Below are 20,300 nucleotides of genomic sequence, written 5' to 3' on the forward strand. Positions count from 1 at the left end.
AGCTAATGCAGTGCATCAATAGCATTACTTCTAATCGATAGCGATGGAACGATATCTGGCCTTGAATTGGGCCATCTTGTTGATGTTCAACCCGATCTTTTCAATCAGGGCATCTTGCCTGAAGCTTTTTCTGCTATTGGATTGACTTCCTTACCCTGCGCCGTTGGGCCTTGTCAAGTTAGAGATTGGTTAAAAGATGAATGATCGCCCGGTTCACCAAAAACGTTTGATTTACAAATCCGAGACCTAGGGGAAAAGCAGTTGGAAAAATTCCAGCTATTGCAGTTTAATTATCTCATCCCAGGTTCCCGTTAAGGAGAACATGAAGTACTTGTCGTGATCACTAGACTCGAATTGCAGAATATCTCCAGCAGCTATCTGTGTCCTGAAGAGCTTGTTCAAAAACTGCATGAAACTTGGGCCTGCCACTATGCTTCTGGCCTCATGTTCAAACGGTTTGTCGTAGTATTTCTTCAAAGTCTCGGCCAGCCCAACGTTGCTGATTTCCTCTACCAGATCTGATAATTCCACGAAGGTCGGGCTTCTCTTGTATACTCTAATTTTTGCCATTGTAAAAAATATCCTTGTTGTTTATACAATGATCTATGATATATCTCTACGCTGAGTATGTATTGACAAATGCAAACAGCCTTATGTAATGCACACTTGTGATACAATGTACATGTACGTATCGTGCAAATCATGTAGCAAAATGTTCAACAACCTTTCCGAAGGTGTACAGTATTCTGGCGTTAAAGTAGGTTTTCTGGCTTTTTGCTCTGATAATTGTTGCAAGAACTACCTTAATTCGTCTGTAAAGTAAAAAACGCTGGGGGATTTACCCTGCCGCGTGCACGCGCCCACATAAAAAAGCCAAGCTAGAAACGGCAAAAAGCAGTCATTCTCACCTAGCTGGTGTTATATGCGCGTGCTGCGATCTATAAACCGTGAATATGGGTTATGCAGTCTTTATGCGCACTGGCCATGCCAATGGTAAACTCCCTTGGAGCATCAGGCTACCCTGCGCTGCAAACCTTCCTATCGCACGTATTGGATAAAAACAGGCTCTTCTATTCCGGGAAGAAAATGTTTTTCGTTCTATTGGCTGCGGTAACTTTTGAAGTCCTCGAAGAAGTATTGTAGGGAGCAGAAAAGCAGAGTAGTCTATATGCACTAGCTGTGGACCGATGAATCCACTTCGTCTTTTCTTTTTTTATTGCCTGCCATTATCGACCCTGAATTCCACTTGCACGACTATCGGATGCAAATTACGCTTATCATATGACCTGAGAAAGACAAGGTAAAGTAAACAAACAGTCAAAAATATGAGGAAGAAGAGGTTGCGAATGTGAGATTGTGTCAAAAACAGGTTTTATCGTCAAATATCCCGACGATCGAATTTCGCCATAACCAAGAATGGTTTTGCATGTTTTCTAGCAGATTATTATAGTTTATTTATATAGCAGGATGATCAACGTATACTGACCGATACTCCGTTACCCCGTTGATTCTTTACAGTAATGCAAACTTCAACACTGTGTTACGCATGTAACAATGGCCGGCCGATTACGGATTCTGAATCTGGCGAGATGGTGTGCAGCGATTGCGGTCTAGTGTTCTCGGACAAGGCTCGGGAAACCCGCGCCGAATGGCGAAACTTTGCCTCCGATGGGCATAGTGGAGCAAGAACAGGATCTCCTACTTCTCTGGCCTACCATGACATGGGGCTGGCCACAATAATCGGGAGGACCAATAGCGACTCTGGCGGGCACAAATTGGATGCAGCCATGCAATCCACAATCCAGAGGTTGAGGACGTGGGACTATAGGATTCAGGCCAATAGTTCGACAGACAGGAATCTCATGCAGGCTTTTGCCGAGCTGGACCGGCTGAAGGATAAGCTTGGCCTGTCAGACGTAATAATTGAAAAGACAGCCTACATTTACCGAAAAGCTCACGAAAAGCATCTGGTAAAGGGCAGGTCGACTTCCTCCATAATCGCTGCGGCCATCTATATCGCATGCAGAGAAATGGAAGCCTCAAGAACGCTCCGGGATATTTCTGAAATCACCGGCGTCAAACGCAAAGCCATTTCACGCGGTTACAGGCTGCTGGTTATCGCACTTGACATCAAAATGCCACTGGTGGATCCGATGAAATACATCGCCAAGATAGCAAACAAGGTGAACATGAGCGAAAAGACCCGGCGGATGGCAATGATTACGATGAATAGTCTTACGGAAAAAGAGATATCTGCTGGAAAGGGCCCGATGGGGCTTGCGGCTACGGTCCTTTACCTGTCCTGCCAGAGTAATGGCGAGGGCATATCCCAGCGAAATATTGCAGAGGCGGCAGGGGTGACGGAAGTGACTATCCGGAACAGGTCCAAGGACCTAAAGGCCCGGCTCCATCTGAATTAGACAGGTGAATTACAATGATCCAAGATACACAAGAAGAAAAAATTTTTAGGGAAAGATATTCTGTCGCCCTAAAAACAATGAAGGATACGCACTCTGTCAACCCTCATTTTGGCTGCGACGAGCTGGCTGACGAGAGGAACCGGGTAAAGAAGCAAGCGCTGATGACTCCTGGACGCCGGGGAGAGCAGATAAAGCACGAAGAAATTGACAGGGAAATTCTCAGGCGTTTAGATTCAGGGCAAAAGAAACAGTGAATGCTAAAAATCGTGGCGGCTTGCACGAGTTTCGGTTTTTGCCACGCTAGAGGGGGTTTAGTCTTCTTTCGGGGGCGCCTCGCAGAACTCGGTCAGCACGCCGTGGAGCGACTTGGGGTGGATGAACGTTATCTTTCTCCCGTAAGAGCCAGACCTGATCTCTCCAAGCATCCTCATGCCTTGAGATTTTGCGCGCGCCACGTCCTTTTCAATGTCGTCGGCGGTGATGGCGATGTGGTGTATGCCCTCGCCCCTCTCTGCTAGGAACTTTGAAATGGGGCTGTCAGGCGCAGTCGGCTCCATAAGCTCTATCCTCGTGTCTTCGAGCTCGAGCATGGCCACCTTGACCTTTTCGTGCGGCACGGTCTCTATCTCTAGGTGGTCCACGTTGAGGATCTTTTGGTAATTCTTGAGAGCTTCATCGACGCTGTTTACCGCTATTGCAATGTGGTCTACGCGCATGTTGTTTATCCTTGCCTCCCAATTTATTAATCTTAGAACGAGGTCTTGGCTTCGTATCTGCCAAAGACCTCGGTCAGCGTGCCGCTTATTTCGCCAAGCGTCGCATAGCTCTTGACGCTGTTTATGATGAGCGGCATCAGGTTCTCGTCCTTCTCCGCCGCCTTTTGTAGCGCGGCAAGCGCGCCGTTGACCTTGGTCATGTCGCGGCTTGACTTGAACTCTTGCAGTCTCGCCAGCTGTTTCTTTTCAATTTCGGGGTCTATCCTGTTGAGCGCCGGCTCGACGTCTTGGGCGTCGTGGAACTTGTTGACGCCGACTATGACGCGGCTGTTGCCGTCAATCTCTTTTTTCAGCCTGTAGGCGTTGTTGCGGATCTCTTCCTGGAAATAGCCCTTTTCGATGGCGGCCATTGCCCCTCCCATCCTGTCGATGCGCTTCAGGTACTTCCACACCTGCTCTTCGATGGTGTCGGTGAGCGCCTCGATATAGTACGAGCCGGCCATCGGGTCTGCGGCCTTTGTTATCCCGGTCTCGCTTCCGATTATCTGCTGCGTCCTCAATGCAACCTTTGCAGACTGCTCTGTCGGCAGCGCAAGCGCCTCGTCGCGCGAATTCGTGTGCAGCGACTGGCAGCCGCCCAGCACCGCGGCCATTGCCTCCGTCGCGACGCGAACGATGTTGTTGTCGACCTGCTGGGCAGTCAGCGACTCGCCGGAGGTCTGGACGTGGAAGCGCAAATGCTGCGATTTGGCGCTCCTTGCGTGGAACCTCTCCTTCATTATTTTTGAATATATCCGCCGGGCGGCGCGGAACTTGGCAATCTCTTCAAAGAACTCCATGGTGCAGCAGAAAAAGAACGAGAGCCTCGGCGCAAAGTCGTCCACCTTTTGCCCCCGCGCCGTGCAAGTCTCGATGTATTCAATCGCGTCTGCAAACGTGAACGCCAGCTCCTGCACCGCGTTAGATCCTGCCTCGCGTATGTGGTAGCCGGAGATGCTTACGGGATACCACTGCGGCACCTTTTTCGAGCAGTATTCTATCATGTCGCCTATCAGCCGCATCGACGGCTTGGGCGGATAGATGTAGGTGTTGCGCGCAATGTATTCCTTTAAAATGTCGTTCTGCGTCGTCCCGCGCAGCTGGTCCGGCTTTACCCCCTGCGACTCTGCCACCGTAATATACAGAGACAGCAGCGTAGACGCGGTAGAGTTTATCGTCATTGACGTGCTCACCCTGTCGAGCGGGATGCCCTCAAAACACGTCATCATGTCCTTTAGCGAGCTGATCGCGACGCCCGTCCTCCCTACCTCGCCTTCTGACATCTGGTGGTCAGAGTCTCTGCCGGTCTGGGTCGGCAGGTCAAACGCCAGAGAAAGCCCAGTCTGGCCCTTGTCGAGCAGGAACTTGAAGCGCTTGTTCGTCTCGTCGGCAGAGCCAAAGCCGCTGTACTGACGCATGGTCCAAAGGCGCTCGCGGTACATGCTGGGGTACAGGCCGCGGGTATACGGGTACCTGCCGGGCTCTTCGTCCTTTTTGCCCCGGACGTCTGCCTTTTTGTAAGAGCGCTTTACAGGAATATTGGAATCGGTTACAATTTTTATCTTTGTCTTTTCTGCCGCCATTTTAATCACCTAAAGAGGCTCGCGGCGACCTGCTCTGCGGCCACGTACGGGTCGGTTTCCTTGTCGACAAGCCTGTCAATAATGGCGGAATATTTCTTGTTCTGCGCAAGCATGGAAGCGACCTTTAGCTCTACAATGTCTGAGACCATGTCCTTCAACTCGTCCTCAAGCATTCTCCTCTGCCGTTCTTTATAATTAATGCTTCTCTCCTTTAGCAACTTTTCAATACTGTGCGCTAGTTCCTTGACGCCCTTGCCCGTCTTTGCGGACGTCTTGAGCACGTCCGGCTTGCGCTCCGTGCCGCCGATGAGGTCTACTATCGTGTTGTAAAGGACGCCTGCCCCGTCAATGTCTGCCTTGTTGACGACATAGACGTCGCCCACTTCTGTCAGGCCGGCCTTGACCGCCTGCACGTTGTCGCCGGTGTTGGGCGTAAACACCACCACCGTCAGGTCTACTGCCTTTGTAATCTCGATCTCTAGCTGCCCCGCGCCCACGCTCTCGACCAGTATCAGGTCATAGCCTGCCGCGTCAAGCACCCTTATCGCGTTGCGCAGCGATTTTGACACCCCGCCTACCGCGCCCCTCGACGCCATGCTCCGCATAAAGACGCGCTCGTCTTCGAGGTTTGTAAGCATCCTGACCCTGTCGCCCAGGATCGCCCCGCCTGTTATCGGGCTCGTGGGGTCGACTGCAAGCACCGCGACCTTGCGGCCCAGCGCCTGGCACTCGGGAATGAGCCTTCCCACAAGCGAGCTCTTGCCTGCGCCGCCGGGGCCGGTAAACCCTACCGTGCGGGCCTTGCCGGTCCGGCCAAAGATCTCTTTGATTATCTGGCGCGACTCGGGCTCGTGATTGTCGACTATAGTTATGGCCCTGGCGAGTGAGCGCCTGTCGCCTTTGATGAGGCCCTTTACTATCGGGAGCACGGGCTGCTATGGCTTGAGATAATATATTAAGCCACGGTCTGGGCGATTATTTTTGCCAGGTCGTCCTTGCCTTCCTTGCGGTAGCGCCTCATGTCTGCAAGCAGCTGCTCCTTGAGTTGCCTGTAAATGTCTACCTTGCTCCTGACAATCTCTTCCTGCATGGCTGCCATGGCACATTTACGCATCTTTGTTATATATGGCTTCTAAACGCCAGAGTGGATTCGTACGGTCTGCAGTGAATAAATATTTTAAGAGGAAAACCAGCATACTCTGGTGATGGCGACAGCTGTGCAGCAGAAAAAGCCGATAAGGGTGCTCGTTTCCAAGCTTGGCCTTGACGGCCACGACAGGGGCGCGCTCGTCCTTTGCAGGGCGTTTCGGGACGCCGGCATGGAGGTTATCTATTCGGGCCTGTTCTGCACACCAGAGCAGGTGGCAAGCATGGCAGTCGACGAGGACGTCGACGTCGTCGCAATGAGCCTGCTAAACGGCGCCCACCTCACGCTGTTTCCAAAGGTGGCCAGGCTGCTGGGCGAAAAAGGCGCCGGCGACATCCTGGTCGTGGGCGGCGGCATAATACCCGAAGCCGACCGAAAAGAGCTTGAAAACAGAGGCGTGACTGGCAACTTTGGCCCGGGAACTCCGCTGCCTGTCATAATAAAGCACATTGCGGAAAAAGTAAAGAAAAAGTAAAATCTAGTAGCCTCTGTAAACTGTGCTTCTATGCCCTTTTTTTACTACCACAATGACCATCAGCTGGTGTTCTATACTAACAATAGCCCTGTAGTCACCTGCCCTGAAGGAATAGAGATTGACGCCGCGTAACCTCTTTACATAACTAAAGGGATCGTTTAGCATCAAGGACAGACTGTCTTGAATCCTTTTTTGTAGCTGCTTGTCTAGCGCCTCGAATTGCTTCGCCGCGAGTTCGGTCCATTTGATCCTGTAGGTCATTTAATTCCTAATCTTTCTTTGAGTTCCTCGTTGGAAATTGTCCTACCCTGCCTCATCTGCTCAAGAGACTCTTCGATGTCCTTCATCGTTTCATCGCTGAGCTCTTCGTCATCGTAGCTGACTGAAATCAACCTGTCAATGATCTCATTGTACGATTCTTTCGGATGGACTTTCATTGCCTCGAGCTTGTCCTTTACCTTCTTGTCCACCTGGATCGTAGTCTTCACGATATACTATAAGTGCTTATGACTACTTATAGTTAGCTATAGGTTTCAGACTGGGTCCTGGTCGGGCCACATCATCTTGCGCATATCCTTGCCCACCTTTTCTATCGGGTGGTTCTCTATCTCTTTCATGTAGCGGGTAAAGGATGCCTTTCCTTCCTTCTTGTACTTGCTGACCCACTCTTCTGCAAACTCGCCGGACTGGATCTCGCTCAGCGCCTCCTTCATCTTTTTCTTGGCCTCCTTGTCGACGACCCTCGGCCCGCGGGTGAGCCCGCCATAGCGCGCGGTCTCGCTGACGCGGTTGTACATGCCCGTCAGGCCATATTTTTGCACAAGATCCGTTATGAGTTTCAGTTCGTGAAGGCACTCGAAATACGCGACCTCTGGCTGGTACCCAGCCTCTACCAGAGTCTCAAACGCGTTCATGACAAGCGCGTGCGTGCCCCCACACAGGTCGACCTGCTCGCCAAACCAGTCTGTCTCCACTTCTTCTTTGAAGTTGGTCTGCAGCACGCCCGGCCTCGTGCTCCCGATGCCCTTTGCCATCGCAAGCACTCTGTCCCACGCCTTGCCGGACGCGTCCTGCTGCACCGCTACAAGCGACGGGATGCCAAAGCCCTCCTGGTACAGTTCGCGCACCCTCTGGCCCGGGCCCTTTGGCGCGACCATGATGACGTCGACGTCCTTTGGCGGCACTATCCACTTGCAGTGGATGGCTGCGCCGTGGGAAAAGCTGATGGCCTTGCCCTTGGTCACGTGCTTTTCTATCTCTTTTTTATAAGTGTCGCCCTGCTCCATGTCGGGAATAAGGATGTGGATAATGTCGGCAGTCCTGGCCGCCTCTGCAACTTCCATCACCCTGTGGCCTTCTGCCTCTGCCTGCTTCCACGTCTTGCCTCCCTTTCTGAGCCCGACGATGACGTTGAGGCCCGAGTCTTTCATGTTGGACGCCTGGGCGCGGCCCTGGATGCCGTAACCGATAACTGCTATTGTCTGCTTCTTTATTGGGTCAAGCGATACTTGGCTGTCTAGCCACTTTTTGGCTGCCATGCTAGCCAAGCCTTCTGGCGAGTATATTATTGTATGGAGGAGACAGCTTTTGTTTTAAAAAACGTGCCTTCTATACTTGGCGTACTAAAGCAGCAAATAGTTTATTGTTGCTAACTTTAATTCAGAAGGCTGTATATACAATAAGTACGTCGTCTTCTCTCGATGAATATCGGATACTCTGAGGTGAACCATATTCTTGATGCGAAAACCTGCGGCTGCAAGACTTCTGGCAGAGTGGCATATTCTTTCGTTCATACGTACCACGCGCTCTCCCTTGACAGGAAGGAAATCCTGATTGCAGAGCTTGAAGCATGCGAGCGTCTCTTGAAGTATGCTGATGAATCGGAAGGGCGGGTAGTCAGGAAAGAGATAGCTGACCTGAAACTGACGCTGGATCTGATTGCGTAATATTGCAACACGCATAGAAATGAAACAACATTTGAAAGGAAGGTACACGCTCGACTGACAATAAGGGGAAAACAAAAACCCCTCGCCCTTTTTCATAATTCTTTATAATCATTTTGCGTCAGTACTTTCATGTCGGGCAATCTTCCCAGCGCCCAGAAAGAGTTTGACGAGATCAAGGCAAAATACGGCGAACTTTTGGGGCTGTACAAAAAGCACTTCCCAAAGGTCGACCCGCACCTTGTCGAGGACCTGGTGGCGCACGGCGACAGCTCCGGGGACGGCAAGGACCGCCTCTACGCCGTGCAGGTGATGGCAGCGGACGGGACCGATTCGGCCAAGGCCCGCGACTATTTCCTGTCAAAGACGGGCAAGGCGCCGGCCGCGTACGAGGACGGCAGGCACTATGTGCTGAACCTGTACCTTACCCTTGACATGCTCAAGGAATTCCAGGGCAACGACGCGGTGGAGCACATCACCGGCGACTATACCTTTGGCTCGTACTCGGTGAACCTCACCCAGACGCACCGCGGCCCTGACGAGCAGAGCCGGGTGACAGACGCCTGACGTCTATCCGTTCGTCTGCTTTAGGGTCATGTACAGGTCCCTGCCTTCGTTGCTGTGCCACGCGCCGGACTGGTAGTGCTGGTGAAAAGACGCAGGGCCGTCAAACTGCCCTGCCGGGTCCAGGTCTAGCATTGCCGCAACCCAGCTGGAGCCGCTCCCGCCTGCGTATTTTATCCCTATCCTGTCGCCCGGCTGTATTGCGTAGAGCCCGTCTGCCTTGAACTCATAGTCTGCATAGGACTCTGTCAGGGTCGACACGTCCAGCGTCCCGAACAGCTTTTTCACGGAAAGGTCTCCGTTGAGCACGCCTACCTGCGCGTCGCCGGATATTGCGCCGACCTTTTTCAGCCTGAGCGTGATGCTGTCGACACTGTCGCCTGCAAGCTGCGACTCTGCCGTCACGTACTCGACCCTTGCCGGCTTGGCCGCGTACACGCCGTACCCCGCGGACGCGGTGGGGGCAGGCATGTGGACTGTGGGATGCGCGGGGCATGTATCGACAGCCGGGTTGCCTGCAAAAGTGCCTGCGTTGTTGAACGTGGCGCCGCACGCGTTCTCTATCACCGCGTCAGTGCCTGTGTTGCTCATCGACGCCCAGTTGTTCAGGGTGCCTGAATTCCTGACCGTTACCGGGGTCGGCATGTCCGAGTCGTCGAGGTTGAGCAGGTTCCCGCTGTTGTCAAGCGTCCCCGCGTTGGCAAACAGGGGTGCGATGAATCCGACTTGCCTGTTGTACAGCGTTCCTGAATTGTTGAACGCGCCGTTGTTGTAGAATGTGTCGTGGTTCGTAAAGATGCCGGCGTTGCCCACCGTCGCGTTGTTTACAAACTCGACCCCGCTTCCTGTTCCGTACCCGCCGGAAAAGAACTCGCCACCTGCGTTGTTTACTACGGCCCCGCCGTTGATGTTTTTAAATTCGGTGGCCTTGGACAGCCGGAAGGTGCCGGAATTGCTCACCTGTCCGCCGTCGTTTGTAAAGGTGACGCCGTTAAAGATGACAAAGGTCCCGCCCGGCATCACTGCAAAATGGCCCCTGTTTTCCACGTTCAGAGTGTGGGCGTCAAAATAGCCATAGTTGTCGACGCGGCCCGTCGCGCGGTTTTCAAACGTCTCGCCCGTCTGAGGGCTGGCATAGTCGCCGCGGTTTTCAAACGCCCCGCGGTTGTCGACAAGGGCGCCCATCGTGGCCCCCTGCTCGTTCAGGATCCTGCCTGACTCCTGGTTGGCTATGGTGCCTGACACCGTCCCCCTGTTGATGACCGTCCCGTAGTTTGTCAGCGAAAGGTTGGCCTCCGCGCCCTGCTCGATTACTAGAGTGTCGCCCTGCTGCACGGTTGCGGGAAAAGCGGTGGCCCCCTGCTCGATTACCGTGGTCGCGGCTTCTGCCCTCGGGACGTTGAGGGCGAGCAGCAAAAAGGCTGCAAGAGATACCCCTAGGTAGGCAAAAGTTGCATTCATGCGTGTGTATCGAGCCTTTAAAGTAAAAGTAACAGTCCCCTTTTCATGCCCGGGATTGGGGAAAAATGTCCAGCTGCGCCTAATTTTCCATCCACTACATGCCAGCAACGCGTGCAAGGCTGGGTATCTGTTTTCTCCGGAACAATGGCTACGGCGCGCCGTGGCGGGGCTTTTCGCGCGATGCTATCGGCTTTTCCGCGGCCTTCTCTGCCTTGCTCACCGGCAGCTCTATCCTGAAAGTCGCCCCGCCAGCGCTGTTGTTGAAAGCCGAGATCCTGCCGCCGTGCGCCTCTACTATTGCCTTGCAGATAAAGAGCCCAAGGCCGGTCCCGTGCGCGACATCCTCGCCGACCTTTTTCGTGACGAATTTGTTAAAGAGCTTTGGCAGGACCTCTTCAGGTATGCCAGCGCCCGTGTCGCTGAAGGTTATCTCTAGCATGCCGCTGGCTGCCAGCCGCGTCCCGACCGTTATCCTGCCTTTTTTCGTGAATTTCAGCGCGTTGCCAAGGATGTTCATGAACACCTGGGTCAGGCGCTCCCTGTCTGCTTCTGCCTCGACTTCCTCGTTCTCCTCGCTGAGGTCTGCCACCAGCGACACCCTGCCCGCGTCCACGCTGGGCTTCGTCGCCTCGATGCAGCTAGAAAGCACTTCGTGGATGCCTGTCCTTTTCATGCTGTAGGGGAACGTGCCGCTCTCTATCCTGCTGACATCCAGTATGTCGTTTGCCAGCTGCTTTAGCCTCGTCGCCTGGCCGTATATGACATCGAGGGCCTCCTTGCTCGGTATCATGCCGTCCCTTGCCATCGACGCGTAGCCCAGGATGGGGTGGATCGGCGAGCGCAGCTCGTGGGAGGCGACGCTGATGAACTCGTCTTTCATCTTGTCCAGCTTTTTCAGCTCCGCGTTGGCCTTTTCCAGTATGACGTTGAGGTCTTCAAGTTTCAGGTTCTTGTCCTTGAGGTCTCCCTGCGCCTGCACGAGGCTCTTTCTCATGTGCTCAAAATTGGACGCAAGCGCCGCTATCTCGTCAGAGCCGGTGGTGGTTATCTGCTGCTCGAGGCGGCCCTGCGCGATAGAGTTTGCCGTCCTTGCCAGCTGAGTCACCCTCTTTGTAAGCGAGTACGCCACAAAGCCTCCGACGCCCACCACGACGCCGAGGGCCGCTATGGTTATGAGGACCGTGAGGTTGGTGCCGTTTGCAATGTCTGTCAGGACGGCCGCCTGCTTGACCTGCATGCTTGCGACGTTGGCCTCTATCCTACTGTCAAGTTCCGCCCTCACGCTCATCGCCTGCGCGTCAAACTCTTGCAGCGCAAGATGAAGCTCCTCGACATCAGGCTCTGCCGCCGAGCCGTCCGCCGGCCCTGCGGCGGCGTGATCCGCTTCGTCAGCCATTGCCGGGTCCTCGCCGTGGTCGTGGGCAGAGCCCTGCCCTATCTCGACCATCCCGTCGCCGAGGACCATGAGTGCAAAGATCTCGTCGCCCAGTTTTTCAGACGCGGCCCCGTCCTGCTCGATGGCCGCATAGTCGTCATAGGAGGCGAGCAGCTCCTCTTTTGCCGCCTCTACCTCCTGCTCGTGCTCAGGCGACCCGTGGATGGTAAAAGCTAGTATGGATGCCACCAGCTGGTTGAAGTCAGACTTTATGTCGCCAAGCGCAATGATGAGGGGGGTCGCCCGGTTCTGCACCTCGTCAAACGACCTTCCCACCTTCAGTATCTGGTCGTAAAAGAGGTAGCCGGATATGCCCAGAAGTATGCCGACTGCCAGAATGCTCAGGAAAAGCCTTGTCCTTATCTCCATGCAGTCTCTTCATTCTATATCAAAGTCTGGGAATAAAAATATGCTTGTTCCCGCCGGCATGTCACTAATAAAAAGACACGCCGGCCCGGGCTAGTGGATGCTCCAGGTAAGGGGCAGCGAGTTCAGCGACAGTTCCTGCTTGTGCAGGGCCTGCTCGTCGCCAAAGATCTTCCTCACTGCCGAGTAGGCGGCTAGATATTTCCTTCCCTTTTCAGTGGCCACCCACATGCCTTCCTTCTGAGTCGCCAGCTGCTTTTCAGAGAGGAAGGAGAGGTATGACTTTAGTTGCGTATAGCTGAGGTTTGCCCTGAACATTATTGCAGTCTGCTTGCTGGGCTCGGTGACGAGCTCTAGCATTTCCGCAATGATCTGTTCGCGGGACCTGTTAGGCTTCATGCCGTTATAATCGCAATTTCGATATGAAAAACATCTGTCCACTAGTCTGACAATACATGACTTGATTATACTAGATTATTATGCAAGTCGGCTATAGAAAACGCAAAGCCCCGGTTTGGTGAGTGCTTTTTATGAAAAAGGGGGCGGCAGCTCAGGCCGCTGGCGCCTTGGTGCTCTTGGTAAACCTGCTGCTGTTGTCATAGAGCAGTTTCGTCCTGTTGGCGGCCGTGCTGTCGAGGACCGGCTCGTTGTCGTTTGCCATCTCGTGCCTGCCCTGCCTCGTGTTCTCGGGGCTTTCGCCGCTGAGCGATGACGCAATGTCCGGCCTGTTCCTGCTCTTTATCTCGTCGGCCACCATCTCCCTTATCACGCTGCCGTCTATCTCGACTTCGGACTTGGTGTCGCCGGCGCCCAGCGAGTTCTTGTTCCTTGAAATCCTGTTCGACACGGTCTTGGCGACGTCGCGCGCCATGAGAAACGGCGTCCCGGACCTGCTCACGGTCTGGGCCATCTTGTCCCTGTCAAATTTCTCCTTCCTGCCGCTTGTGCGCCTCACGACCAGCTTGCGCGGCTTGGCCCTCTTCTTGACCTTGGCGGCCCTGCCTTTTGCCTTTGTAGCGCGTTTCTTGGCGGCCTTGGCAGATTTCTTTGGCATGGCCATTATTCGCACGCAACCCTGTTAAGTTTTGCATGCAGCGCTTCCTGCAAACAGTTCCAATATTTTTTCCTAGACGCGGCATGCGCTTAGTTAAACAACCATCGGCGCGTAAAATTGTCGCTTGCAGCATTTATCGCCAAGGTTCCTCGCCTTTCTAATGATCGTCCTGTTCTTTGCGTCGCTCAGCACGATACTGTTCGAGCTGGCGCTGACCAGGATATTTTCAATCATCCTCTGGTACGACTATGCGTTCATGGCCATCTCGGTCGCCTTTTTTGGCCTTGGCATCGGGTCGCTCATCATCCACATGCAAAAGGACCACCTGCGGCAGGGCAGGGGATGGCTGGGTCTCCTGTCTGTGCCAGAGATGACGCCCTGCGCTCTTTTAAAAAAGATAATCCACTACTCTATGGCCTACGCCGTCTCGGTGCCGGCGTTCATCCTTGTGGCGACTGTCATCCCGCCAGACACTTCGTACATCTACCTCTACTATCTTGCGTCGTCGGTCCCCTTCTTTTTCGCAGGGTCTATAATGGCACTCGTCTTTTTTGCAGTGCCGCGGCAGGTGAGCAAGCTGTATTTTGCCGACCTGGTGGGGGCGTCGTCTGCAGCGCTCTTGCTGGACCCTCTCATGATGGGCCTTGGCGCCGAGTCGGTGCTCCTGTTCACGTCGCTCCTTGTCGCCGGCTCTGCCATAGCCGGCGCACTCTTGCTGCGTGAAAAGGCGGCCATGGCAGGCAGGCAGCGCCTTTCGTCTGCGGCAGTCATCGCCGGGCTCCTCATCCTGCTGGTCGCCACCGCCCCGGCGGTGGCCGGCCTGCAGGGGTTCATGAAGGTGACGCCCGGCCCAAACAAGGGGCTATACTGGCAGCTGCGAAACCCGGACTTTGAGCGCGTCTCCACCCAGTGGAACTCGTTTTCTAGGATAGACGTAACGCAGCAGACTGACTTTGAAGGGACGACTGACCGCAGCAATATCCGCAGCCCCCGCGAACTTGCAAACATCATCATCGACGCCGACGCCGGCACGCCTGTCTACCGCTGGACCGGCTCTGTGGACGACCTGCAGTGGATGCAGAAATTCATGGGCTATTTGCCGTACCGGCTGGCCGACGCCGACCACACGCTTGTCATCGGCTCCGGGGGCGGACAGGACATACTGATGGCCCTTGCCGGAGGCTCGGAAAAGGTGACGGCCGTCGAGCTCAATCCATTGATAGTGTCGGCGGTGCGGGGCTTTGGAGACAGCGCAGGCAACGTGTACGACCGGCCGGAAGTAGAGTTGCACATCGATGACGGCCGGCGGTTCATCAGCTCGTCTGATGAAAAGTATGACGTGATAACGATAAAGCTGGTCGACTCGTGGGCGGCGCAGCTGGCCGGCGGCTACGCGCTGTCCGAGAACTACCTCTACACCGTGGAGGCGTTCCAGCAGTACCTCGGACACCTGGACGACGGGGGGATGCTGGCAATGATCCGGTGGAACTTTGAGCTGCCGAGGCTCATGCCAGTCGTCGCCGAGTCGCTGGAAAAAGAGACCGGCAAGAGCCGGAGCGAGCTTGCCCGGCACGTCATCGTCGTGGAGGACCGGCCCGGCCTCTATTTCGGCCGGACAGACGACTCGCAGGACTATTACCCCGTGCTTGTCCTGGTCAAGAACTCGCCCTTTACGGCAGAGCAGGTAGAGGCTGCAAGGTCGGCGGCAGAGGGCGGCAATGCCGCGGTGACCATGCTCGCAGGCTCGCAGGCAAGCCCGCCCTACGACATACTGTTTTCTGAAAAGAGTCCAGGCTATGGCCCGCACATTTCTGAAATGGGCATAAACCCCAAGGTCCCGACAGACGACTCGCCCTTTTACTTTGCACGGGAGCCGGTGCCGCGGCAGATGCTCACCCTGCTTGGGACGGTGCTTGCCATCTCTGCAGCGCTGTCTGTGATGCTAGTGTACCACGACCGGAAGGCAAGAAAAGAGGGTGGCGAGCGGCCTGCGCGTACCGGGATGTTTGTGCTGTTTGCAGTCTTTATCGGCCTTGGCTTTATGATACTAGAGATCACGTTCATCCAGAAATTCCTGCTGTTGCTGGGCACGCCGATAATGGCGCTGACGGTGATACTCTTTTCTATCCTGCTGTCAAGCGGCGTCGGGGCATACGCAAGCGGCAGGCTATTCAAGGACCGGCCCCACCGGGCAGTGCTTGCGTCAATCCCCGTCCTTGCCGGGATAATCGTGTTCTACCTCTTTTTCCTGCAGGGGATAATCGACGCCAGCATCACGGCCAGCCTGCCGGCCAGGGCAGCCCTCACGTTTGCCCTCCTGTCGCCGGCAGGCCTCTTGATGGGGTTCCAGTTCCCCTCGCTCATCGGCATGGCGTCTCGCTCTGCTGGGGGCAACAACACCACGCTCCTGTGGGGCGTGAACGTGGTCGCGTCCATCGTCGGGACGGTCCTTGCAGCCCTGCTTGGGATGATTGTGGGATTCAACGGGAACCTGCTTATCGGCCTTGCAATGTATGCGGGGGCCGGCGCATCGGCGCTGGCGGCGTTTGCATACAGGCGCGCGGACAAAGTTCCAATAGGGCGCGAATGATTCATGCTGCTATGCGAAATTGCAGCGCGGCAAATCCACATATGAAACCCATAGAGACGCACCACTAAAGTCTGCCTATAGCTTTTCCTTGCATCTAGTTTAAGAGCGAAAACAGAGTCGATACACAAAATATGTCATCGACTCTATCAGACATGCCAAGGCCAAAAGTAGGAGGTAGGAGAAAAGTGCCGGTTACCTGCCACACTTGCAACATCACGCTTTCGACCCACCAGGTGTACGCAAGGCACGTCAAGCGCGTCCACAACTTTTGAGCGCCGTTCGCTCACTTGCCTGTAAATCTTAACCACCAGCATGCAACCTCAACTCTGCAAGATTGTCAAACAGTATCAGCGACTTTTGTGCTCAGATACTGAAATTGAACAGGGGCATCAGGTTTGCCGGGATTGCAAACAACGAAGGCAAGCTGGCAGGCCCCGCATACCGGCCCGGCCTCGTCCCTCTGCTCACTCAAAAGGCGAGCGAGATCTCGGTGCTCCAGTCGCTCATCCGCGCCGACACCCGCAGGGGCCTTGAAAAAAGCTCGGCAGGGCGCTGTTCTCCTACACCCGCTACGAGAAGGGAAAGAGGGTGACTGTCGACATCAAGACGCCGTCCGGCGGCGTCTGCATATTCATGATATCGTTTGACCTGAACGTCGAGCCGGAGCCGGTAATTCTCGGCAAGATACTGCCGCTCTTGCATGAGCTGGTGCTATGACGCCCGGCCTACATCGCCTTGCTGAAATCCCACGCCGAAAAGAACTTTGGCGTGATCTCGATCACCACTTCTGTGCCGTTTCTGGTGTTGTCAGTCAGCATCTTTGCCAGCGGGTGCTCTGGCGTGCCAAGGTACTTTAGGTTTATCTTTTCCACGACCTGCAAGTTCTTCTGCACGTCTTCAGATATCGTCGCGACCCCTCTCCCCTTCACCCCCTTGTAGGGAAAATTCTCGTCGTCGATGGAAAAGTAGATCTTGTCCGGGTTTTTCCGGATATTCTGGACCTTCTTTGTCGTCCTTTGCGTCCCAGTGTACAGCCTGCCATTTTCGTAAAGGAACCAGACGGGCTGGACGTTTGGGTATCCTTGCTCGTCTATGGTGGCCAGCTGGATGTTGAGCTTGCTTTCGAGGAATTTCTCAACCTCTGCTTCAGTAACAGGGCTCGGCATGTTTGGCATGGCCTGTATGACTTTCATGTACATCCACACGTCAACTTTTGATATAAACATAGAGACAGCTAGGAGCTGCAACCGCCACGTCAAGCTATGAAACCTGGATCACCATTGGCCAGAGCGGAAAACATACCGGCTGTGTCCTGCGATGGGTAGAGACTGGCGGATCGGTAACAGGACACAACCAGTGTGAGGCCTACTCATATTGAGGCGAGATTACCGCCATGATTTTGCTATTAAAGGCTGGCTTAACAAAGTTAACCCTGCCGCATATCGACAGGTTATGACAGGTGGACTGCGCCAAAATGCCTGGCCTTTTTCTTGTGCCTTTCAAGCGACTCTTTAGAGCCAAAACTCATCTTGCATTCCTTGCAAACAAGGTCGTCATCTCTACTTTTTTGAAACGGATTCCTCATGCCGGGATTGAGTTGGACTTGGTATAAAGGGTGGCTTAACATGGTTAATCGATCCTTTTATCACAAATGCTACAAATATTATCAAAAAGAATCGGCATTCCTCTCTCCGCTCCGGGCAGCGCTTCATTTCCCGGGGCTGAGTCACACCTTGGCGTTTCCTAATGGGAGACACCAAGCATTATCATGTATGGAACCACCCATGCAGCAAGTCCCGCCGCCCCTGCCATCATCAATGGAATGGCTGTTTGCTTTACCTTCATGAATGCAGGTACAGGCCGCTTCTACATTTGCAAGGAATTCAGCGCAAGAGAATTTTATGATTAATTCTCTCATGAAAGAGTGTGCATTTGCCTCGATTGTTGACTATATCGGATTGCCATACTTTTCATGGTAGGCCAGCTCGCTCAGCGGCAGGCGGTTCTTTTTTCCTGAAACCTTTCTGGCAGGGTACCCAAAGCCCCCGACGATGGTTGGCTCAAGGTCTGTTGGGATGTTGAAATCTCCCCGCATCTCCTCCCTCACTCCGGTAAACACGCCTGATGCCACGCCGAAATTCCATGCCGCCAGCTGCATGTCCTGCACCACCCTGCCGGCGTCTATCGCATGGAACCTGTGCTTTGGGTTTGTGAGCACGATGACTGCAAAATTCGCCCCTGCGACCCAGGGGCCGCTTGTGCTGTTCCGCGCCAGCTTCTTTATGCTTTCTCTGTTGTCGACGAGTATGAACCGCCAGTGCTGGGTGTTGAGCCCAGTGCCGGTCATCCGGGCGGCTTCAAGGACTTTGGATTTGATTTCTGAAGGGACTTCTTGTTGGCTGAATTCTCTGATGTCGCGCTTTGTGGCAATGCATTCAAAGGTGTCCAAATTGCATACGCCACATCTAACGTGAATCTATCTGAAAAGGGTGCTGCAAAATGGCGAGTCCGTCAGGATCAATTGTTGTTCCCAATTCTTTATGATCTGACGCGGGCCGTGAATAGTCTTACCCTTACAAATCCGCAAACTTGTCACTAATTCGTACAATTGTAGGGGTAAGTCTATTGTTGAAAGATATCTAGAGAGCGGTAAGACATTACTTACCAGGATCGATGCCGGCAACCAAGTCACCAAGTCGATACTGCCACAATTATTAAGAGGGGACGTAGTAGCAAAAAAGGGTCGTCCCGTGAAACCGCAAGAACTTTACATTTGTTTGGCGTTGCGATTGCCTAGCGCCTCGCCTTCCGATTCTTCCAGGTCGATCCTGAAATAGGTGGTTGAAAAAAATGGATAGCGTAGAAAAACAAGACATGGGTCGTTCCGGATGGATGACGCTCATCATCCTGAGCTGCCTGGGCCTGATCGTCATGTTTGACGAGACGATGATACTTCCCGCCATACCAGACTTTATCCGCGATTTCAACATCTCGTACAGCACCTCGTCGTGGCTGCTTTCGGCTTACATAATCGCGGCAGCCGTCATGACGCCGATTGCAGGCAGGCTGTCTGACATCTATGGCAAGAAAAAGATACTGCTCATAGTGATGGCAGCTTACATTGTGGGAATCGTGGCAGGGCGGTTTGCCACCAACATTGAGTTCATGCTAGCAGCAAGAGCGGCGCAGGGCGTCGGCATGGCGATGTTCCCTATTGCATTTGGAATCATCAGAGAAGTCCTTCCAGAGAAAAGGTTCGCGATAGGCCAGACGATATTCGGCTCTACATTTTCCGGCGGCGCCGTCGTCGGCCTGATAGGCGGCGCAGCCATAATCCAGAACTTTGGATGGCAGATGACGTTTCTGGCGATACTTCCTGTCGCAGTGGCACTCTGGCTGATAATAGTAAAGTTCGTGCACGTCCAGCCTCCGGCGCCAATGGAGGCAGGCAGCGGCAATCCGCCGAATAAGCAGACAATCGACATAAAGGGAACGATGGCCCTTGCGGCCACGATAATTTCATTCCTCGCCGGCATCACTTTTCTGGAAAGCGAAAGCGCCGGCGCAGGGTATCAGGTCGCTGGCCTCTTTGCCGCATCGGGAGTATCGCTTGCGGCATTTATCGCCATTGAAAAGAGGGTGCAGTCGCCTTTGCTTGACCTCAAGTTGATGACCAGCAAACTCTTCCTTCCTCCGACCATCATCCTCATGCTGGTCTCAATGTCCATCTTCATGGTATACCTGACGATTCCTGTCATGGTAAGAAGCCCGCCGCCGCTGGGATTTGGAGGCGACGCAGTGGCCGCCGCGAGCGTGCAACTGCCTTTCATGATAGTGTTGCTGGCCGGGACAATCATGTCCGGCTTTATCCTGACCAGAATGAAAAACACCCGGGTGACGCTGATTGGCACCGTAATCAGCACTATAGGATTCTTTATCCTGTTCATGTTCCATTCGACTGAAAACATGGTTTCGATTGGGCTTGCGATACTTGCGGCAGGGCTTTCCCTTTCGATCACCGGCTCGTTTAACGTGGTGCTCCTTTCAGTGCCGATGCAGGTGACCGGGATTGCGCTTGGAATGACGCTGCTTCTCAACCTGGTCGGAATGTCGGTGGGCCCGGCGCTTGCCGGAGTGTTCCAGCAGATGAACCAGGGGCCTGTTCCAGGAGTTCCAGGCATGTTCCCGACTGCGGACGCCTACAACCTGATATTTGTCACGGCCGCGCTGGTGTCCCTCGCATCTGTCGCCATGGCACTTTCGGTAGCGAGGAGAAAAATCGCCCCTCCGATAATGGCTGGGGATCAGCAAGGGGCTGGCAAGGACAGCGCCTAAGTGCCTCCTGCGGCAGTCGAAAAGCCTCGGGACTTGGCCATGAGATCGGGCCCATCGGGTTTACATCCTATTTAGACAGGAGTTCCAATGTGACAGGCTCTAATGTGATTAAATGGAAAAGCTGGTTATCGGTAACTGATAGGGCCAGAAACTATGGCCCGCCCTAATGGAC

General features: G+C 54.1%; 24 protein-coding genes. 9 read left to right on the forward strand and 15 right to left on the reverse strand.

Annotation, left to right across the window (positions count from 1 at the left end):
• Nucleotides 1-276: 276 nt before the first annotated feature.
• Nucleotides 277-570 carry a hypothetical protein gene (locus ACREAY_RS02110; protein ID WP_431754107.1) on the reverse strand — a complete coding sequence of 98 codons (294 nt, stop codon included), beginning with the start codon at nucleotides 568-570 and terminating at the stop codon, nucleotides 277-279.
• Nucleotides 571-1,520: 950 nt separating this feature from the next.
• Here ACREAY_RS02110 and ACREAY_RS02115 point away from each other — a divergent pair.
• Nucleotides 1,521-2,420 (forward strand): transcription initiation factor IIB, encoded by a 900-nt coding sequence (locus tag ACREAY_RS02115; protein WP_431754108.1) that lies wholly within the window; start codon nucleotides 1,521-1,523, stop codon nucleotides 2,418-2,420.
• Nucleotides 2,421-2,434: 14 nt separating this feature from the next.
• Nucleotides 2,435-2,674 carry a hypothetical protein gene (locus ACREAY_RS02120; RefSeq protein ID WP_431754109.1) on the forward strand — a complete coding sequence of 80 codons (240 nt, stop codon included), beginning with the start codon at nucleotides 2,435-2,437 and terminating at the stop codon, nucleotides 2,672-2,674.
• 57 nt (nucleotides 2,675-2,731) lie between these two features.
• On the opposite strand, the gene mce is transcribed toward ACREAY_RS02120, so the two are convergent.
• From mce to ACREAY_RS02140, 4 genes are read right to left on the reverse strand one after another with little or no spacing between them, the layout of a single operon-like run.
• Entirely contained in the window at nucleotides 2,732-3,136 is a 405-nt protein-coding gene (gene mce, locus ACREAY_RS02125) for a methylmalonyl-CoA epimerase (RefSeq protein WP_431754110.1), read from the reverse strand.
• A gap of 32 nt (nucleotides 3,137-3,168) precedes the next feature.
• Nucleotides 3,169-4,758, reverse strand: coding sequence for an acyl-CoA mutase large subunit family protein (locus ACREAY_RS02130; RefSeq protein ID WP_431754111.1), 1,590 nt, complete (start codon nucleotides 4,756-4,758; stop codon nucleotides 3,169-3,171).
• A gap of 5 nt (nucleotides 4,759-4,763) precedes the next feature.
• Nucleotides 4,764-5,687, reverse strand: a complete 924-nt coding sequence (meaB, locus tag ACREAY_RS02135; RefSeq protein ID WP_431754112.1) for a methylmalonyl Co-A mutase-associated GTPase MeaB — start codon at nucleotides 5,685-5,687, stop codon at nucleotides 4,764-4,766.
• A gap of 26 nt (nucleotides 5,688-5,713) precedes the next feature.
• Entirely contained in the window at nucleotides 5,714-5,857 is a 144-nt protein-coding gene (locus tag ACREAY_RS02140) for a hypothetical protein (RefSeq protein ID WP_431754113.1), read from the reverse strand.
• Nucleotides 5,858-5,975: 118 nt separating this feature from the next.
• Here ACREAY_RS02140 and ACREAY_RS02145 point away from each other — a divergent pair, with 118 nt between their 5' ends.
• The gene (locus ACREAY_RS02145) at nucleotides 5,976-6,380 is read left to right on the forward strand and encodes a cobalamin B12-binding domain-containing protein (protein WP_431754130.1); all 405 of its coding nucleotides are present in this window, start codon (nucleotides 5,976-5,978) and stop codon (nucleotides 6,378-6,380) included.
• A 3-nt stretch (nucleotides 6,381-6,383) separates the two neighbouring features.
• Here the strand turns inward: ACREAY_RS02145 and ACREAY_RS02150 are convergent, their stop codons facing one another.
• From ACREAY_RS02150 to ilvC, 3 genes are all read right to left on the reverse strand, one after another.
• Entirely contained in the window at nucleotides 6,384-6,641 is a 258-nt protein-coding gene (locus tag ACREAY_RS02150) for a type II toxin-antitoxin system RelE family toxin (protein WP_431754114.1), read from the reverse strand.
• Complete coding sequence (locus ACREAY_RS02155) at nucleotides 6,638-6,850, reverse strand: DUF7557 family protein (RefSeq protein ID WP_431754115.1); 213 nt, start codon at nucleotides 6,848-6,850, stop codon at nucleotides 6,638-6,640. Before ACREAY_RS02155 ends, ACREAY_RS02150 begins: the two co-directional genes overlap by 4 nt.
• A 63-nt stretch (nucleotides 6,851-6,913) precedes the next feature.
• On the reverse strand, nucleotides 6,914-7,918 hold the full coding sequence (gene ilvC, locus ACREAY_RS02160) for a ketol-acid reductoisomerase (protein ID WP_431754116.1): 1,005 nt from the start codon (nucleotides 7,916-7,918) through the stop codon (nucleotides 6,914-6,916).
• 234 nt (nucleotides 7,919-8,152) lie between these two features.
• Between ilvC and ACREAY_RS02165 the strand changes: the two genes are divergently transcribed.
• Together ACREAY_RS02165 and ACREAY_RS02170 are read left to right on the forward strand one after the other, a co-directional pair.
• Entirely contained in the window at nucleotides 8,153-8,326 is a 174-nt protein-coding gene (locus ACREAY_RS02165) for a hypothetical protein (RefSeq protein WP_431754117.1), read from the forward strand.
• Between the two features lie 129 nt (nucleotides 8,327-8,455).
• A complete protein-coding gene (locus ACREAY_RS02170; protein WP_431754118.1) occupies nucleotides 8,456-8,890 on the forward strand; it encodes a hypothetical protein in 435 nt (144 codons plus the stop codon).
• 3 nt (nucleotides 8,891-8,893) lie between these two features.
• Here ACREAY_RS02170 and ACREAY_RS02175 read toward each other — a convergent pair whose 3' ends face one another.
• The 4 genes from ACREAY_RS02175 to ACREAY_RS02190 all read right to left on the reverse strand — a co-directional run bounded on the left by ACREAY_RS02175 (nucleotide 8,894) and on the right by ACREAY_RS02190 (nucleotide 13,203).
• Nucleotides 8,894-10,348, reverse strand: coding sequence for a hypothetical protein (locus ACREAY_RS02175; RefSeq protein WP_431754119.1), 1,455 nt, complete (start codon nucleotides 10,346-10,348; stop codon nucleotides 8,894-8,896).
• A gap of 148 nt (nucleotides 10,349-10,496) precedes the next feature.
• Nucleotides 10,497-12,152: a sensor histidine kinase gene (locus ACREAY_RS02180; RefSeq protein ID WP_431754120.1), complete on the reverse strand. Its 1,656-nt coding sequence runs from the start codon at nucleotides 12,150-12,152 to the stop codon at nucleotides 10,497-10,499.
• A gap of 90 nt (nucleotides 12,153-12,242) precedes the next feature.
• Complete coding sequence (locus ACREAY_RS02185; RefSeq protein WP_431754121.1) at nucleotides 12,243-12,548, reverse strand: winged helix-turn-helix domain-containing protein; 306 nt, start codon at nucleotides 12,546-12,548, stop codon at nucleotides 12,243-12,245.
• Nucleotides 12,549-12,699: 151 nt separating this feature from the next.
• Nucleotides 12,700-13,203 (reverse strand): hypothetical protein, encoded by a 504-nt coding sequence (locus tag ACREAY_RS02190; protein ID WP_431754122.1) that lies wholly within the window; start codon nucleotides 13,201-13,203, stop codon nucleotides 12,700-12,702.
• A 160-nt stretch (nucleotides 13,204-13,363) separates the two neighbouring features.
• On the opposite strand from ACREAY_RS02190, the gene ACREAY_RS02195 reads away from it, so the two are divergent.
• From ACREAY_RS02195 to ACREAY_RS02205, 3 genes are all read left to right on the forward strand, one after another.
• A complete protein-coding gene (locus ACREAY_RS02195; protein ID WP_431754123.1) occupies nucleotides 13,364-15,793 on the forward strand; it encodes a hypothetical protein in 2,430 nt (809 codons plus the stop codon).
• 334 nt (nucleotides 15,794-16,127) lie between these two features.
• Nucleotides 16,128-16,385 carry a hypothetical protein gene (locus ACREAY_RS02200; RefSeq protein ID WP_431754124.1) on the forward strand — a complete coding sequence of 86 codons (258 nt, stop codon included), beginning with the start codon at nucleotides 16,128-16,130 and terminating at the stop codon, nucleotides 16,383-16,385.
• Nucleotides 16,382-16,510, forward strand: a complete 129-nt coding sequence (locus tag ACREAY_RS02205; RefSeq protein ID WP_431754125.1) for a hypothetical protein — start codon at nucleotides 16,382-16,384, stop codon at nucleotides 16,508-16,510. The genes ACREAY_RS02200 and ACREAY_RS02205 overlap by 4 nt, the downstream gene beginning before the upstream one ends.
• An 8-nt stretch (nucleotides 16,511-16,518) precedes the next feature.
• Here the strand turns inward: ACREAY_RS02205 and ACREAY_RS02210 are convergent, their stop codons facing one another.
• The 3 genes from ACREAY_RS02210 to ACREAY_RS02220 form a co-directional block, all read right to left on the reverse strand.
• Nucleotides 16,519-16,986 carry a pyridoxamine 5'-phosphate oxidase family protein gene (locus tag ACREAY_RS02210; RefSeq protein WP_431754126.1) on the reverse strand — a complete coding sequence of 156 codons (468 nt, stop codon included), beginning with the start codon at nucleotides 16,984-16,986 and terminating at the stop codon, nucleotides 16,519-16,521.
• A 257-nt stretch (nucleotides 16,987-17,243) separates the two neighbouring features.
• Nucleotides 17,244-17,378, reverse strand: coding sequence for a hypothetical protein (locus tag ACREAY_RS02215; RefSeq protein ID WP_431754127.1), 135 nt, complete (start codon nucleotides 17,376-17,378; stop codon nucleotides 17,244-17,246).
• Nucleotides 17,379-17,741: 363 nt separating this feature from the next.
• Nucleotides 17,742-18,242, reverse strand: coding sequence for a nitroreductase family protein (locus tag ACREAY_RS02220; RefSeq protein WP_431754128.1), 501 nt, complete (start codon nucleotides 18,240-18,242; stop codon nucleotides 17,742-17,744).
• A 401-nt stretch (nucleotides 18,243-18,643) separates the two neighbouring features.
• On the opposite strand from ACREAY_RS02220, the gene ACREAY_RS02225 reads away from it, so the two are divergent.
• The gene (locus tag ACREAY_RS02225; protein WP_431754129.1) at nucleotides 18,644-20,128 is read left to right on the forward strand and encodes an MFS transporter; all 1,485 of its coding nucleotides are present in this window, start codon (nucleotides 18,644-18,646) and stop codon (nucleotides 20,126-20,128) included.
• Nucleotides 20,129-20,300 lie beyond the last annotated feature (172 nt).

This window comes from Nitrososphaera sp., assembly GCF_050748925.1.
GTDB lineage: Archaea > Thermoproteota > Nitrososphaeria > Nitrososphaerales > Nitrososphaeraceae > Nitrososphaera.